This window comes from Aeromonas veronii (assembly GCA_041319085.1).
GTDB lineage: Bacteria > Pseudomonadota > Gammaproteobacteria > Enterobacterales > Aeromonadaceae > Aeromonas > Aeromonas veronii_F.
On the sequence record CP101033.1, the window covers coordinates 3,084,909 to 3,100,401 of the forward strand.

At 57.8% G+C, this 15,493-nt stretch carries 14 protein-coding genes; 4 read left to right on the forward strand and 10 right to left on the reverse strand.

Going from position 1 to position 15,493, the window contains the following annotated elements:
* Nucleotides 1-11 precede the first annotated feature (11 nt).
* From rseP to rpsB, 8 genes are all read right to left on the reverse strand, one after another.
* Nucleotides 12-1,364: a sigma E protease regulator RseP gene (gene rseP, locus NMD14_14510; GenBank protein ID XEI31965.1), complete on the reverse strand. Its 1,353-nt coding sequence runs from the start codon at nt 1,362-1,364 to the stop codon at nt 12-14.
* Complete coding sequence (ispC, locus tag NMD14_14515; protein ID XEI31966.1) at nt 1,364-2,560, reverse strand: 1-deoxy-D-xylulose-5-phosphate reductoisomerase; 1,197 nt, start codon at nt 2,558-2,560, stop codon at nt 1,364-1,366. The genes rseP and ispC overlap by 1 nt, the downstream gene beginning before the upstream one ends.
* An 80-nt stretch (nt 2,561-2,640) precedes the next feature.
* Nucleotides 2,641-3,459 carry a phosphatidate cytidylyltransferase gene (locus NMD14_14520; protein ID XEI34775.1) on the reverse strand — a complete coding sequence of 273 codons (819 nt, stop codon included), beginning with the start codon at nt 3,457-3,459 and terminating at the stop codon, nt 2,641-2,643.
* A gap of 57 nt (nt 3,460-3,516) precedes the next feature.
* Complete coding sequence (gene uppS, locus NMD14_14525) at nt 3,517-4,293, reverse strand: polyprenyl diphosphate synthase (protein XEI31967.1); 777 nt, start codon at nt 4,291-4,293, stop codon at nt 3,517-3,519.
* A 72-nt stretch (nt 4,294-4,365) separates the two neighbouring features.
* Nucleotides 4,366-4,923 carry a ribosome recycling factor gene (gene frr, locus NMD14_14530; GenBank protein XEI31968.1) on the reverse strand — a complete coding sequence of 186 codons (558 nt, stop codon included), beginning with the start codon at nt 4,921-4,923 and terminating at the stop codon, nt 4,366-4,368.
* 101 nt (nt 4,924-5,024) lie between these two features.
* Nucleotides 5,025-5,759, reverse strand: coding sequence for a UMP kinase (gene pyrH, locus NMD14_14535; GenBank protein ID XEI31969.1), 735 nt, complete (start codon nt 5,757-5,759; stop codon nt 5,025-5,027).
* 71 nt (nt 5,760-5,830) lie between these two features.
* Nucleotides 5,831-6,712, reverse strand: coding sequence for a translation elongation factor Ts (tsf, locus tag NMD14_14540; protein ID XEI31970.1), 882 nt, complete (start codon nt 6,710-6,712; stop codon nt 5,831-5,833).
* Nucleotides 6,713-6,816: 104 nt separating this feature from the next.
* On the reverse strand, nt 6,817-7,545 hold the full coding sequence (rpsB, locus tag NMD14_14545; protein XEI31971.1) for a 30S ribosomal protein S2: 729 nt from the start codon (nt 7,543-7,545) through the stop codon (nt 6,817-6,819).
* A 370-nt stretch (nt 7,546-7,915) separates the two neighbouring features.
* On the opposite strand from rpsB, the gene map reads away from it, so the two are divergent.
* The 4 genes from map (at nt 7,916) to NMD14_14565 (ending at nt 12,953) form a co-directional block, all read left to right on the forward strand.
* Nucleotides 7,916-8,704 carry a type I methionyl aminopeptidase gene (map, locus tag NMD14_14550; protein ID XEI31972.1) on the forward strand — a complete coding sequence of 263 codons (789 nt, stop codon included), beginning with the start codon at nt 7,916-7,918 and terminating at the stop codon, nt 8,702-8,704.
* Nucleotides 8,705-8,790: 86 nt separating this feature from the next.
* Nucleotides 8,791-11,439, forward strand: coding sequence for a bifunctional uridylyltransferase/uridylyl-removing protein GlnD (glnD, locus tag NMD14_14555; protein XEI31973.1), 2,649 nt, complete (start codon nt 8,791-8,793; stop codon nt 11,437-11,439).
* A 174-nt stretch (nt 11,440-11,613) separates the two neighbouring features.
* Nucleotides 11,614-12,441 (forward strand): 2,3,4,5-tetrahydropyridine-2,6-dicarboxylate N-succinyltransferase, encoded by an 828-nt coding sequence (gene dapD, locus NMD14_14560; GenBank protein XEI31974.1) that lies wholly within the window; start codon nt 11,614-11,616, stop codon nt 12,439-12,441.
* Nucleotides 12,442-12,569: 128 nt separating this feature from the next.
* Entirely contained in the window at nt 12,570-12,953 is a 384-nt protein-coding gene (locus tag NMD14_14565; protein XEI31975.1) for a DUF3461 family protein, read from the forward strand.
* 470 nt (nt 12,954-13,423) lie between these two features.
* Here the strand turns inward: NMD14_14565 and NMD14_14570 are convergent, their stop codons facing one another.
* Together NMD14_14570 and NMD14_14575 are read right to left on the reverse strand one after the other, a co-directional pair.
* A complete protein-coding gene (locus NMD14_14570) occupies nt 13,424-14,065 on the reverse strand; it encodes an RpiB/LacA/LacB family sugar-phosphate isomerase (GenBank protein ID XEI31976.1) in 642 nt (213 codons plus the stop codon).
* A 508-nt stretch (nt 14,066-14,573) separates the two neighbouring features.
* Nucleotides 14,574-15,446, reverse strand: a complete 873-nt coding sequence (locus tag NMD14_14575) for a Dam family site-specific DNA-(adenine-N6)-methyltransferase (GenBank protein XEI31977.1) — start codon at nt 15,444-15,446, stop codon at nt 14,574-14,576.
* Between the last annotated feature and the right edge of the window lie 47 nt (nt 15,447-15,493).

A 15,493-nucleotide genomic window follows, 5' to 3' on the forward strand; every position in this document is an offset into this window, starting at 1 on the left:
ATGCTCTGGCCTCAGAGGCGAGCGAAATCGTTAAACAGCGCAATGCCCATCAATAACATCAGAATGGCGGCGCCGATCCTGAAACCCACTTCCTGTATTTTCTCTGATACCGGCTTGCCAGTGACCGCTTCGATGAGGAAGTAGACCAGATGGCCACCATCGAGCACCGGCAGGGGGAACAGATTGATAATCCCCAGGTTGACGCTGATCAGCGCCAGAAAACTCAAGAAATAGACCAGACCATAGTCGGCACTGCTACCAGCACCCTTGGCTATCGAGATAGGGCCGCTCAGGTTGTCCAGAGAGACTATGCCAGCTACCAGCTTGCCGATCATGTCAAAGGTGAGCGTGATCAGGCTCCAGGTCTTGTCGGCCCCCTGCCACAGCGCCTGCAAAGGCCCATACTGTAACAGAATTCGATATTCATCCGGTAATGGAACCAGTTGCGGTGAGAGACCGACGAATCCAACCAGCTTGCCCTGCACCTTGCGGCTATCCGGGGTCAGGGTCAGGTTGAGATCACTGTTATTGCGCTCAACCACCACTTGCAGGGGCTCACCCGGTGCCTGCTGCACCCGTTCGACAAACTGGGCCCAGGCGGTGATGGGCTGATCGCCGACCTGTTTGATGCGGTCACCGATCTGCAGCCCCGCCTTTTCACTGGCACTCTTGGCCACCACGGCAGCCACGACAGGCAGCACTTTGCCACTCAGGGGAACAATCCCCAGACTGCCGATGGGCGACTCTTTATCCGGATCAAAGGTCCAGCCGGTCAGCGACAAGGTTTTGTCGGTGGCGTAGCTGGTATTGGGGGCCTGTACCTTGAGGGTGACCGACTTGTCTCCCAAATGACTGATAAGGGCATAGGTGACGCTCTCCCAGTCACCGGTCTGCTCATCGCCAACCCCGACAATCTCCATCCCGGGCAGCACCCCCGCCTCGGCCACGATGGAGGCCGGACGCACTTCACCGATCACCGGCTTGACGCTCGGCACCCCGATGATAAACATCAACCAGAGGGCAAACAGAGCAAACACGAAGTTGGCCATGGGGCCTGCCGCGACAATCGCCATCCGCGCCCAGACACTCTTGTGGTTGAAGGCATATTGCTCGTCACCGGGTTTGAGTTCATCGACCCGGCCATCGAGCATCTTGACGTAACCACCGAGGGGGATCAGCGCCAGCACATATTCGGTGCCATCCTTGCCCATCCGGCGCCAGATCGCCTTGCCAAAACCGATGGAGAAGCGCTCAACCTTGACGCCACAACGACGGGCCACCCAGAAGTGGCCAAACTCGTGCACCGCGACCAGCAGGCCCAGCGCAACCACAAAAGCACCGATATTCCACAACACACCGCCCATCAGCCAAGCTCCTCAATCAAAGTGTGAGCACGGGCTCTTGCCGCACCGTCCAGGGCAAACAGATCATCGAGCGAGCCGACGGCGCAGCTCTCCAGCGCCAGCATCACCGCCTCGTTGATCCGGGCAATATCCATAAAGCCGATGCGCCCGGCCAGGAAGGCGGCAACCGCCTCCTCGTTGGCCGCATTGAGCGCAGTGGTCGCCGCTTGTCCCTTCTGGCAGGCATTGATGGCCAGCGCCAGACAGGGGTAGCGATCGTAATCAGGCCGGATAAAGCTGAACTCTCCGACACTGAAGAAATCCAAAGGTTCCACGCTGGAGGGAATACGATTGGGATAAGCCAGCGCATGGGCGATGGGCGTACACATATCCGGATTGCCCAGCTGGGCCAGCACAGAGCCATCCTTGTACTGCACCATGGAGTGGATCACCGACTGCGGGTGGATCACCACCTGGATCTGCTCGGGCGCCGCATTGAACAGCCAGCGCGCTTCGATGTACTCCAGCCCCTTGTTGATCATGGTAGCGGAGTCGACCGAAATCTTGGCCCCCATCGACCAGTTGGGATGCGCGATGGCCTGAGCCGGCGTCACCTTGGCCAGCTCGTTAATCTCGGTGTAACGGAACGGGCCGCCGGAACCGGTCAGTAAAATTTTGCTGATCCCCGCCGCCGCCAGATCGCAAAAACCGGGCTGGCGCTGCACGGCGGTCGGCAGACACTGGAAGATGGCATTGTGTTCGCTGTCGATGGGCAGCAGTTCGGCGCCATGCTCGCGCACGGCCTCCATGAAGAAAGCACCGGACATCACCAGCGCCTCCTTGTTGGCCAGCAAAATGCGCTTGCCGGCACGTACTGCGGCCATGGTCGGGGCCAGACCGGCCGCACCGACAATGGCCGCCATCACGCTATGAGCATCGGGATGAGCAGCCACCTCGCACAGGGCGGCGGCACCAGACATGACCCGGGTCGCACTGCCGTGCGCTTTCAGACGGGCGGCCAGCTCACGGGCGGCCTCCTCATCGACCATGACGGCAAAACGGGGGGAGAATTCGAGGCAGTCCCGCAACATGGCATCCACATTGCGGGCGGCGGTCAACGCCAACACTGGCCAACTGCCCGGGTTATGGCGCAGCACTTTCAAGGTACTCTGACCAATGGAGCCGGAGGCCCCCAGAATAACCAATGATTTGCGCATCAAAACTCCCGACTAATCATAAGCAGACCTATGGTACGGTAGGCCCTCAATATCGCCAGTGACTTGTGCATCCAAAACTCCTAGCTGAGTAGCAGATAGCTGAGCAGAAACACCGGCAGGGCGGCGGTCAGGCTGTCGATCCGGTCGAGAATGCCGCCATGACCCGGCAGCAGGGTGCCGGAGTCCTTGATGCCCGCTTCGCGCTTGAACATGCTCTCGGTCAGATCACCGAGTACGGAGGCAAGCACCGCCAGCAGGGAGCAGAACAGCACGGTGATCATCTTGGCAGGCACAAAGCCCATCGACCAGGTAACGCCAATGGCCAGCACGCTGGCGGTAAAGAGGCCGCCACACATTCCTTCGATGGTTTTGCCCGGACTGACGGCCGGTGCCAGCTTGTGTTTACCGAATGCCTTGCCGAAAAAATACGCGCCAGAATCTGCCGCCCAGACCAATCCCATCACGAACAACAGGATCCAGGCGCCCATCATGGGGTCATGGTAAAAGTTGTAACCACGGATGGCGACCAGCGACCAGAAGAAGGGCACCAGGGTCACCAGACCAAACAGCGACTTGAGCCAGATGGACTCTTTCCACAGCTTGGCGCTCTGAGGATAACGCAGCACCAGCAGCAGACCGAGCAGCCACCAGCTTACCGCGGTCCAGAGTACCCCCATCACCAGGGGGTGCAGGTGAGGCGTCCAGAGTTGCTCCACCGGCAGCCAAAAGAGGCTGGCACCGAGCAACAGACAAAATACGATGGGCAACCATTGCTGCGGGGTAGCACAGACAAACCCACTCCATTCGCGACTGGCCAACAAAAACACCAGCGCAGCCAACAGGGCAAAGAATTTCAATGGCAGAAAGAAGAGCGCCCCCAACACCAGGGGGATCAACATCAAAGCAGTAATAATTCGTTGTTTTAGCAAAAGAAACCTCTCTCTTGGGAGCGGGGTTTAGCCGGTCTGCTGCTCGGCGATCAATTCCCGTATCTGTTCACCGGTGCAACCGAAGCGACGCTCGCGGGCAACGAAGGAGGCAACCGCCTCACTGAACTCGGCCTCGTTGAAATCGGGCCACAATACCGGGGTAAAATAGAGCTCGGCATAGGCGAGCTGCCATAACACAAAGTTGCTGATGCGATGATCGCCACCGGTACGGATCAACAGGTCCACGGGGGGCAGATCGGCCATGCAAACCTCACGGGTCAGCATGGACTCATCAATGTCGTCAGCGGCCAGTTCACCGGCCGCGACCGCTTTGGCCAGCCTGCGGGCCGCCTGGGCGATATCCCACTGGCCGCCATAGTTGGCCGCAATGTTCAGGGTCAACCCCTTGTTATTGGCGGTCAAGGCTTCCGCCTTGGCGATTTTGGCCTGCAACCGCTCACTAAAGCGAGCAGTATCGCCAATCACCTTGAGCCGGATCCCATTGTTGTGCAGTTTCTGCACCTCACGACCCAGCACGGTGATGAACAGTTCCATCAAGGCACTGACCTCCCCTTCCGGGCGGCGCCAGTTCTCGCTGGAGAACGCAAACAGGGTCAATGCCTCGATCTTGGCCCGCGCAGCAAAGGTAACTGCCTCGCGCACTGACTTGACGCCCGCCTTGTGGCCATAAACCCGCATCTTGCCTCGGTTCTGGGCCCAGCGACCGTTACCATCCATGATGATGGCGACGTGACGGGGTAAAGACGAGTTGGCACAATCACCCAACGCAGCCAAAAGCGACATGGTTTTCTCCCACAAAGACAAAAGCGCCGTGCAGGGGCACTACACGGCGCTCGTAATATACCTTTCAGCCCGTTAGATTTCCATTAGCTCCTTCTCCTTTGCGGCAAGGGCCTCATCGACCAGCTTGACGTAGGAGTCGGTCAGCTTCTGGATCTCTTCCTGGGCACGACGGTCGTCATCCTCGGAGATCTCTTTGTCCTTCAGCAGCGCTTTCAGGTCGGCGTTGGCGTCACGACGGATGTTGCGCACGGCAACACGGGCGTTTTCCGCTTCGGCACGGACGATCTTGGTCAGGTCGCGACGGCGCTCTTCGGTCAGCGGCGGCAGCGGCACGCGCAGGGTCTGGCCATTGCTGGACGGGTTCAGGCCCAGATCGGAGGTCAGGATCGCCTTCTCTACCGCCTGGATCATGGAGCGGTCAAAAATGGAGATGGAGAGGGTGCGAGCATCTTCTGCCACGACGTTGGCCAACTGTTTCAGCGGAGTGGCTGCACCGTAGTACTCAACCTGGATGCCGTCGAGCAGGCTCGGGTGAGCACGGCCGGTACGGATCTTGGACATTTGGGTCTTGAGCGCTTCTACGCTCTTGCCCATACGGTCCTTGGCGTCGTTTTTAATCTCGTTGATCACAGTGGTTTTCCTTTTGGCGAACGAGCCGTTACCCGGCCCTTGTCTATCTTATTTACTGACGTGATGGATAGGATAAGAGCGCCTGGTGGCTCACTTTTATCTTATTTACCAACGTGGTGGATCAGAGTGCCTTCCGGTTCACCCATGATGACCCGGCGCAGGGCGCCCGGTTTGTTCATGTTGAACACGCGGATCGGCAGATCATGGTCACGCGCCAGGGTAAAGGCAGCAAGATCCATCACCTTGAGCTCTTTTTCAAGAACTTCATCATAACTCAGTTCATGATACAGCACGGCATCCGGATTCTTGACCGGATCTTCGTTGTATACACCATCAACCTTGGTGGCTTTAAGTACCACGTCAGCTTCGATCTCGATCCCGCGCAGGCAAGCCGCAGAATCGGTAGTGAAGAAGGGGTTGCCGGTACCGGCAGAGAAGATAACGACTTTGCCAGCACGCAGCTGGCTGATTGCCTCGGCCCAGCTGTAGGAGTCACAAACGCCTTGCAGGGAGATGGCAGACATCAGACGGGCATTCACATAAGCACGATGCAGGGCATCACGCATGGCCAGACCGTTCATCACGGTTGCCAGCATACCCATGTGGTCGCCCACCACGCGGTTCATGCCCGCTTTGGCAAGACCGGCACCACGGAACAGGTTGCCGCCACCGATGACCAGACCGACCTGAACACCCAACTCAACCAGTTCTTTGATCTCTTGGGCCATCCGCTCCAGCACCGCCGGATCAATGCCGAAACCCTCGGATCCTTGCAGGGCTTCACCACTCAACTTCAGAAGAACACGTCTGTATGCAGGTTTGGGATTGGTACTCATGTCACTGATTCCTGGTCATATAAAGACCGCGACATAAGTCGCGGTCTGGGGAAACGGAAAAACCGGTTCGATTAGGCCTTTTGAGCGGCCGCGATTTGGGCTGCAACTTCAGCAGCGAAATCGGTCTCTTGCTTCTCGATGCCTTCGCCCACTTCGAAACGGGTGAAGGAGACAACGTCAGCGCCTTCTTTCTTCAGCAGCTCGGCAACGGTCATGGAAGGATCTTTCACGAACGGCTGACCAGTCAGGGAAACCTCACCGGTGAACTTCTTCATGCGGCCTTCAACCATCTTCTCGGCGATCTCTTTCGGCTTGCCGGAGTTGATGGCGATGTCGATCTGGATTTCGCGCTCTTTGGCAACGACTTCGGCAGACACGTCTTCAGGCTTGACGAATTGCGGGCTGTTGGCAGCAACGTGCATGGCCAGGTCTTTGGCCAGCTCGGCAGAACCACCGGTCAGCTTGGTGATAACCCCAATACGGGAACCGTGAACGTAGGTACCCAGGTTATCACCTTCAACCAACATCACGCGACGCAGGTTCATGTTCTCACCGATCTTGGCGATCAGGTTGGTGATGGTCAGCTCGACGGATTCGCCGTTACCGAAGTCAGCGGCTTTCAGCGCGTCAACGTCAGCAATTTTCTGGGTCGCAGCGATGTCAGCGATCTTCTGGCCCATTGCCATGAAGCTGGCATCTTTGGCGACGAAGTCGGTTTCGCTGTTCAGCTCGATCATGACGGCAACGTTGCCTTCGGTGCGAGCAAAGATAACGCCTTCAGCGGCGATACGGCCCGCTTTCTTGGCGGCTTTGGCCTGACCGGATTTGCGCATGTTCTCAATGGCCAGCTCGATATCACCAGCAGCTTCTTCCAGTGCTTTTTTGCAATCCATCATGCCAGCGGCAGTGCGCTCGCGCAGTTCTTTTACCAGGGCGGCAGTAACGTTAGCCATGTCCAGTATCCTCGGTCTTGAATTGACAAGAAACAGGGGCCACAAGGGCCCCTGCTAACCAATTACATCAGCTTGGTTAATAAGGGCTTTACAGTCCTTATCAATTACTCAGCTTCAACGAAGCCATCTTGTTCGGCTTGAACAACGATGTCCTGTTCGCGAGCTTCCAGTACGGTGTCAGCAGCAGCATTCAGGTACAGCTGTACGGCACGGATAGCGTCGTCGTTACCCGGGATGACATAGTCAACGCCGTCCGGGTTGGAGTTGGTATCAACGATGGAAACGACCGGGATACCCAGGTTATTGGCTTCTTTGATAGCGATGTGCTCGTGGTCGGCATCGACAACGAACAGAACGTCGGGCAGGCCGCCCATGTTCTTGATACCACCCAGGCTCTTCTCCAGCTTTTCCATTTCGCGAGTACGCATCAGCGCCTCTTTCTTGGTCAGCTTGTCGAAGGTACCGTCCTGGCTCTGGGTTTCCAGATCTTTCAGGCGCTTGATAGACTGACGAACGGTTTTCCAGTTGGTCAGCATACCGCCCAGCCAGCGGTGGTTTACATAGAACTGGTCGCAACGCTCAGCGGCTTCTTTTACGGCTTCAGACGCGGCACGCTTGGTACCAACGAACAGTACCTTGCCTTTCTTGGCAGCTACGGAGCTGATGAAGTTCATGGCATCGTCAAACAACGGAACGGTTTTTTCCAGGTTGATGATGTGAACCTTGCTGCGGGCACCGAAGATGTAGGATTTCATTTTCGGGTTCCAGTAACGAGTCTGGTGACCGAAGTGAACGCCGGCTTGCAGCATGTCGCGCATAGAAACTTTAGCCATTTTATACCTCTGTATGGGGTTAGGCCTCCACACATCCCATATAACCGACCCGTTAAGGCACCCCGGTATATGTGTCGATGTGTGTGTGTTATTGATTAAGGGTGATGAAATGGTGGACGCAAGTTCCCCATTCCGGCGCGCTTTATACCATAACTTTGGCCAGGACACCACCGGCCGACACCCGAAACGAGTGTAAATATGGATCCCGCCAGAGGATGCTGCGGCGTCGATTTGACGTTGTGATAACAATCACACTGGAAGTACGCGGGGGTTGCGGATAAAATTTTGCCCTGATTGCAAACGCATCTATTTTTCATTACCTGTCCTGTCTGCCCTCGCAGGCCCAGCGGCAGGCCGCAAGAGAGATCCCATGTCCATTAAAATCAAGACACCGGAAGAGATTGAAAAGATGCGCGTTGCCGGCCAATTGGCCGCCGATGTGCTGGTCATGATTGCGCCCCATGTCAAAGCTGGCGTCACCACTGACGAACTGAATACCCTCTGCCACGACTATATTGTCGACGTACAACAGGCGGTTCCGGCTCCGCTCAACTACCACGGCTTCCCCAAATCCATCTGCACCTCGGTGAACGATGTGATCTGCCACGGCATCCCGAATCACAAGAAGCTGCGCGATGGTGACATCATCAACCTGGACATCACCGTCATCAAGGATGGCTACCACGGCGATACCTCGGCCATGTTCATCGTCGGTGAAACCACCCTGCTGCGCCGCCAGCTCTGCAAGGTTGCGCAAGAGAGCCTCTACGCCGCCATCAAGAAGGTGCGTCCGGGAACCTGCATCACCGAGATTGGCGCCGTTATTCAGCCCATCGTCGAAAAGGCCGGTTTCTCCGTGGTGCGTGACTACTGCGGTCACGGCATCGGTGCCGAGTTCCACGAAGAGCCGCAGATCCTCCACTACCGCAACAGCGGCAAGCTGGAGCTGAAAGCGGGCATGTGCTTCACCATCGAGCCCATGGTCAACAGCAAGAAGTATCACTGCAAGGTCAATCCGAAGGATGGCTGGACCGTGACCACCAAGGATGGCGGCGATTCCGCCCAGTGGGAGCACACCCTGCTGGTGACCGAGGATGGCTGCGAGGTGCTCACCCTGCGCCCCGACGACACTATCGACCGCTTCATCAAACACAGCTAACATCGAACCCCGGCCCTGAATATCCAAAGCGCCGGGGTTTTTACTTCTGTTTCAGCCCTTTGCCTGCCACTTGCGTGTGAGATGCCATGGACGCCAGCCTGCTTTCCCCCCATTTGTTACCCGATGACCAGCTCACCCGCGACAACTGCAAAGAGTACCTGAGCCGCTTTCTCGGCTGGCTGCACGCCCGTTTCGATGCTGGTGACAACATCATCGAGCTGGTCGCCACCCGCTCCGAGTACATGGATCAGCTGCTCTGCCGCCTCTGGCAGAAGTTCGGCTTCGACAAGAGCGACCTCACCCTCATTGCGGTGGGGGGCTATGGCCGCGGCGAGTTGCATCCTCACTCCGACATCGACCTGCTGATCCTCTATGACGGCGACGAGCTGGACGAGGTGCTGGGACTGCGGATCGGCGAGTTCATCACCTTGTTGTGGGATCTCAGGCTGGAAGTAGGTCAGGCGGTGCGCAACGTGGCCGAGTGCCTCGAACAGGGGCGCGCCGATATCACGGTGGCCACCAACCTGATCGAGGCCCGCTATATCACAGGTCGCCAGGAGGGCTTCCGGCAACTGAAAGAGGCCACCGGCCCCCAGCACTTCTGGCCAAGCGAAGCCTTCTTTCGCGCCAAACGGCAGGAGCAGGCGGAACGTCATCAGCAGTTTCTCGGCACCGCCTACAAGCTGGAGCCCGATCTCAAGAGCAATCCGGGCGGCCTGCGCGACATTCAAACCCTCGCCTGGGTTGCTCGCCGCCACTTCGGCGCCACCACCCTGTTCGAGATGACCAGCCACGGCTTTCTCAACCGCGCCGAGTACCGCGAGCTGCTCGACTGCCAGAATTTCCTGTGGAAGGTGCGCTTTGCTCTGCACATGGCCATCAACAAAGGGGATAACCGCCTGCTGTTCGATCGCCAACGCACCGTAGCCCAGATGTTGGGGTTCGAGGGGGAAGGCAACACCCCGGTCGAGCAGATGATGAAACGCTTCTACCAGACGGTGCGGCGGGTCTCCGAACTCAACGAGATGCTGCTGCAGCTGTTTGACGAGGCGATCCTCGGCAACACCGCCATGGATGTACGCCGCCTCTCCGATGAGTTCCAGCTCCGTGGCCGCCTCATCGATGCGGTGGATGCGGAGCTGTTTAGCTGTGAACCGGCCGCCATCCTGCGCCTCTTCTATCAGATGGCCCAACATCCCGAGATTGCGGGCATCCACTCGGCCACCTTGCGCCAGCTGCGCGAGGCGCGCCGCAAACTCAACTGCTGGTTGCAGGACCTGCCCGACTGCCGTCGCCTGTTTATGGCGCTGCTGCGCCACCCCAACGGCATCGGCCTGCCGCTCACCCTGATGCACAAATACGGCATCCTCGCCGCCTATCTGCCGCAATGGAACCTGATCGTCGGCCAGATGCAGTTCGACATGTTCCACGCCTACACGGTGGATGAGCACACCCACCGGCTGCTCAAGAACATTCACCAGTTCCCCAATCCGGCCAGTCGCCAGAGCCACCCACTCTGCCACGAGGTCTTAACCCGGCTGCGCAAACCGGAGCTGCTCAGCATCGCCGCCCTGTTCCACGACATCGCCAAGGGGCGGCGCGGCGATCACTCTGAACTCGGCGCGGTCGATGCGCTGGAGTTCTGCCAGTTACACGGTCTGGATCGCTACGAGAGTCGACTGGTGGCCTGGCTGGTGCGCCACCACCTGCTGATGTCGGTCACCGCCCAGCGCCGCGATATCTACGACCCCGACGTGGTCACCGACTTTGCCCAGAAAGTGCGCGACGAGCAGCACCTCGACCTGCTCTACTGCCTCACCGTGGCCGATATCTGCGCCACCAACGATACCCTGTGGAACGACTGGAAGGGTACCCTGCTGCGGGAGCTCTACTTCGCGACCCAGAAGGCGCTGCGCCAGGGACTGGAGAACCCGCCCGACATGCGGCTGCGCATTCGCGAGAACCAGCGTCAGGCCAAGCAACTACTGGCGCAACGGGATGTGTCGCTTGATGCGATCAACCAGCTCTGGGCCGATTTCAAGGCGGATTACTTCCTGCGCCACAGCCCGGAGCAGATCGCCTGGCACTGCCGCCACATCATCGAGCATGGCGACAATCCTGCACCGCTGGTGATCATCGGCAAACACCCGACCCGCGGCGGCAGCGAGGTGTTTATCTACTGCCGCGATACCCCGAATCTGTTTGCCACCGTTGCCTCGGCGCTGGATCAGAAGAACCTCAACATCCACGACGCCCAAATCATGAACTCGCGCAGCAACTTCGTGCTCGATACCTTCATAGTGCTGGAGCCAAGCGGCGAACCCATCAGCCCCAATCGCACCGCCACCATCAAGAAGGCGCTGGAGAAGGCGCTGCAGGAGCCGGGCAAGCTGGTGCTGCGCAACAAGCCGTTGTCACGGCGCCACCGCCAGTTCAGCGTGCCGACCCGGGTGGTCTTCCTGCCCCGCTCCTCACCCACTAAGGGGGAGAGCCGCCACACCCTGATGGAGCTGACCACCCTCGACACCCCCGGCCTGCTGGCCCGGATCGGCGCGGTATTCCAGCAGTGCGGGCTGTCGCTGCACGCCGCCAAAATCGCCACCTTCGGCGAGCGGGTCGAGGACTTTTTCAGCCTGACCAGCCTCGATGGCGAGCCATTGACTACCGAGCAGCAACAACAACTGGAAGAGCGACTGGTACACCAGCTCAACCCCCAGCAGTCGGTACTGGATTAAGCGATAAATGATTCAAAAGAGGCTGATTGTCGGGCGTTTTTTGCCATGCCAAACAAATGGTTGGCGCACACAGGATCAAGAAATGGTCGCAGGCCGGAAGAATTCCGGTCACCCCCTTAAAAAAAGTCGGAAAAGTGTGATACAACAAACAGAATTTTTTAGAGGAAACCTGTCATGACCGAGTTGCAACAGATCATTGAAGCGGCCTTCGAGCGCCGCGACACCATTACTCCGGGCTCCGTGGATAGCGCCACCAAGTCCGCCATCCTGCAAACCATCGACCTGCTGGACTCCGGCAAGGCGCGGGTGGCCGAGAAGATCGCCGGTGAGTGGGTTGTCCATCAGTGGTTGAAGAAAGCGGTACTGCTCTACTTCCGCATCAACGACAACGGCATCATCAAGGGTGACGATGCCCAGTACTACGACAAAGTTCCCCTCAAGTTCTCCGACTACACCGCCGAGCAGTTCAAGGAAGCGGGTGTGCGCGTGGTGCCGCCGGCAACGGCCCGCAAAGGTGCCTTTATCGCCCCCAATACCGTGTTGATGCCCTCCTACGTCAACATCGGCGCCTTCGTTGATGAAGGTACCATGGTCGATACCTGGGCTACCGTCGGCTCTTGCGCCCAGATCGGTAAAAACGTACACCTCTCCGGCGGCGTCGGCATCGGCGGCGTATTGGAGCCACTGCAAGCCAACCCGACCATCATCGAAGACAACTGCTTTATCGGTGCCCGCTCCGAAGTCGTTGAAGGGGTGATCGTCGAGGAAGGTTCCGTCATCTCCATGGGCGTCTTCATCGGCCAGTCCACCCGCATCTATGACCGTGAAACCGGCGAGATCCACTACGGTCGCGTACCAGCCGGCTCCGTGGTCGTCTCCGGCTCCCTGCCCTCCAAGTGCGGCAAGTACAGCCTCTACGCGGCAGTGATCGTCAAGAAGGTCGATGCCAAGACTCGTGCCAAAGTCGGCATCAACGCCCTGCTACGCTCCATCGACGAGTAATTCCGTGGTGCGATGATGAAAAGGGCGTCTGATGGCGCCCTTTTGATTTTGGCGCCCCTGTCACAGGCAAGCCATGAGGCTTCGGTTAAGATAGACGGGATAGGATCGTTTCACACCGAGGAAGCCCGATGTACGAGAATCTGAAGAGCCTGGGGATCCAGGAACCCACCTCCGTCGACAGTTATACCCTGCGCCAGGAGGCCAACCACGACATCCTCAAGATCTACTTCAAGAAACAGAAGGGCGAGTTCTTCGCCAAGAGTGTCAAATTCAAGTATCCCCGCCAGCGCAAGACCATGCTGGTCGACTCCGGTACCCATGAGTACAAGGATGTCACCGAGATCAACGCCAACCTCAAGTATGTGGTGGATGAGCTGGACAACCTGACCCAGGGCGTCCACCTGCAGGCCGATCAGGATATCAAGCAGAAGATCCTGCGCGACCTGCGCCACCTGGAAAAAGTGGTGCAGAACAAGATCAGCGAAATTGAGCGAGATCTGGAGAAACTCTAATCTCCCCGCCTCGACAAAAGAGCACCCAAGTGACCTAATGCTGCTCAGTTAAGGATCCCTTGGCCGATCATCCTGATGTGTAAAAATCCGAAACCTGTTGATTGGTTTCGGATTTTCTATGCGTATCGACCAGGCTCTCGACGTCCTTCATACCAGCAATGCTACCCGGCTTGCGTCACTCTTCAACCTCACCCCCCAGTACCGTCAACGAGAAGACGCTCTGCGAGCAGCAAGTCGGGTCGATTAGCGAAGCGTAACCGGCCACATCGCACGCTCCGTGGCAATGGGGATAGCGTGCAGATGGATGACCAGCAGAATGATGGCAACCGGTTTTCGCGAACGTCTGATTACGCTTCGTTCATCAGACCTATGGCCCTGCAAACCGGATAAAAGGTGAGGCCCGCCAAAGGCGGGCCTCAAGGTCAACACAGGAGCACAGGAGGAGAGGAGCGTGCTGACCTTGTAACTGATCAGGCAGCCAGCACAGTCTTCAGGTAGTCAGCGATGACGGCGTCCTGGCAGTTGGCAAAGAAGTATTCCTGGAACTTCTCGCCGGAAATGGCGGTCTTGAGCAGATCCTGATCGATGTTCTTCAGGATAGTCAGCATGTCCTGGTGGGTCACTTCCTTAACCTGAGAGAGAATGCCGCGGTTCTTGGCCATGATGGCAGCACGCTCACGGGGATAGCCCAGACCACGCTCACCTTCAAACAGCTTGCGATACACGTCTTGCAGATTCAGCTCGGCAGCCCAGCCAAAGCCCTTGGCATAGGGCATGGAGATGGCGTTACCGTCGTTGATCTGGCCAAACAGGAAGGCGTCGGTCGGATCGATCACCAGGCCGCACTGCACGCCCGGGAAAGCGTTGGCCGCCAGCATGGCGCCCATACCGGTACCGCAGCCGGTTACCACGAAATCAGCCGCCTTGGTGTTGAGCAGGATGGCAGTCAGCAGGCCGTTCATCACGTAGGTCAGCTGGGTCTTGTCTTCCGGGGAGTACATGCCGTAGTTGTAGACTGTATGGCCCATGGGCTCGGCAACGGTCTTGAGCGCATTGAAGATCGCGTCGTTCTTGGCGGCCTGGCTGTTTTCGTTGATGAGTGCAATTTTCATGGTGCTTGTCCGTTTCAAAAAAGAGAATGAAGTCTGATGGATGGGTTGCCGGCACGAGTCGATATTACTGCGTTCGACTCACGTCACAACCTGAATGAGAGGTAGAATAAACGGCGCGCAAAGAAAAACAAAACAACATTTCACTATTTTTTATTTGTTTTCATTTTTTGTGAGCAAGGTCAGAACTTCACATGAAATAGGAGGCGAGTTCGCTCCCGCCGTCCTCTCACCCCACCCTACGTACGGTTCCACATATGGCGGTTCATGTTAACGCTAGATCTGTCGATGACGTTCCATGACACCCGTCCCAACCTCTCGAACCATTGCGTCCTCACCGCATGGTTCCAGTGGCTGGCCCACTGCGCCATCACAGACCACGCCGCTCACATGTCGACCTCCAGGCCCGCTTTCATCAGCGGTGTGGCTCGGGTAAAGTGCCCCTTCCATGCACAATGCGCCGTACCCGGCGCACCATAAAAAACGGCACCTTCGGGCGCCGCATTGTCTGTTACGCCAGTGGCAGCAGTTCGCTGTCGCTGGGATAGTAGCCCTGCTCCGGCTCGATGCCGGGAGGATAGAGCGCCAGCAACTCGGCCACCTTGTTACGGGTGCCGCCGTTGCGGCTGATGGTGCGCTTGACCAGGATCTCATCGAGACGAGCGCCACGGTAAAGCTCGCGAGTCAGCTCGATATCGTGGTTGCTGATCAACACCGGCACCCCTTTGTGAGCGGCGGTGTGACGGGCCAGTCGCGCCAGGATCGCCTGATCATCCAGGGTAAAACCACCGGAGGCATAGCTGGTAAAGCTGGCGGTCGTGGAGAGCGGTGCATAGGGAGGATCGCAGTAGATCACCCAATCCTCTTCGGCACGCTTGATGGCGTTGGCGTAGCTCTCGCAGATAAAGGTCGCCTTCTGCGCCTTTTCGGCAAAGGCCCACAGCTCTTTTTCCGGGAAATAGGGCTTCTTATAGGAACCGAACGGCACGTTGAAACCGCCCTTCTTGTTATAACGGCACAGCCCGTTGAAACCGTGACGGTTGAGAAACAGGAACAGCAGTGCCCGCTCGAAGGTGGTCTCGGTCTGATTGAACTGGGTACGCAACCGGTAATAGGCGGCTTTGTGGTTGTGTTCAGCCACAAACAGCTTGCGCGCCTCGGCGATGAATCGGTCAGGCGTCAGCTTGAGGTGGTTGTACAGGCAGATCAGATCCGGATTGATGTCGTTGAGCACATACGCGTCGTAGTCGGTGTTGAGAAACACAGACCCGGCCCCGACGAAGGGCTCCAGCAACACACGCCCGGCCGGCAGGCGCTCGGCAATCTCTTCAACCAGGGAGTATTTTCCCCCGGCCCATTTTAAAAAAGCGCGTGTTTTTTTCATGGAAATCCGGTGTGTAAGAAGGCAAGACCCAAAAAGGGGGACGATTC

Coding starts and splice junctions, on each gene's coding strand:
- rseP (XEI31965.1), bottom strand. CDS start 1,364: ATGGGCGGTGTGTTGTGGAATATCGGTGCTTTTGTGGTTGCGCTGGGC.
- ispC (XEI31966.1), bottom strand. CDS start 2,560: ATGCGCAAATCATTGGTTATTCTGGGGGCCTCCGGCTCCATTGGTCAG.
- NMD14_14520 (XEI34775.1), bottom strand. CDS start 3,459: ATGTTGATCCCCCTGGTGTTGGGGGCGCTCTTCTTTCTGCCATTGAAA.
- uppS (XEI31967.1), bottom strand. CDS start 4,293: ATGTCGCTTTTGGCTGCGTTGGGTGATTGTGCCAACTCGTCTTTACCC.
- pyrH (XEI31969.1), bottom strand. CDS start 5,759: ATGAGTACCAATCCCAAACCTGCATACAGACGTGTTCTTCTGAAGTTG.
- tsf (XEI31970.1), bottom strand. CDS start 6,712: ATGGCTAACGTTACTGCCGCCCTGGTAAAAGAACTGCGCGAGCGCACT.
- rpsB (XEI31971.1), bottom strand. CDS start 7,545: ATGGCTAAAGTTTCTATGCGCGACATGCTGCAAGCCGGCGTTCACTTC.
- map (XEI31972.1), top strand. CDS start 7,916: ATGTCCATTAAAATCAAGACACCGGAAGAGATTGAAAAGATGCGCGTT.
- glnD (XEI31973.1), top strand. CDS start 8,791: ATGGACGCCAGCCTGCTTTCCCCCCATTTGTTACCCGATGACCAGCTC.
- dapD (XEI31974.1), top strand. CDS start 11,614: ATGACCGAGTTGCAACAGATCATTGAAGCGGCCTTCGAGCGCCGCGAC.
- NMD14_14565 (XEI31975.1), top strand. CDS start 12,570: ATGTACGAGAATCTGAAGAGCCTGGGGATCCAGGAACCCACCTCCGTC.
- NMD14_14570 (XEI31976.1), bottom strand. CDS start 14,065: ATGAAAATTGCACTCATCAACGAAAACAGCCAGGCCGCCAAGAACGAC.
- NMD14_14575 (XEI31977.1), bottom strand. CDS start 15,446: ATGAAAAAAACACGCGCTTTTTTAAAATGGGCCGGGGGAAAATACTCC.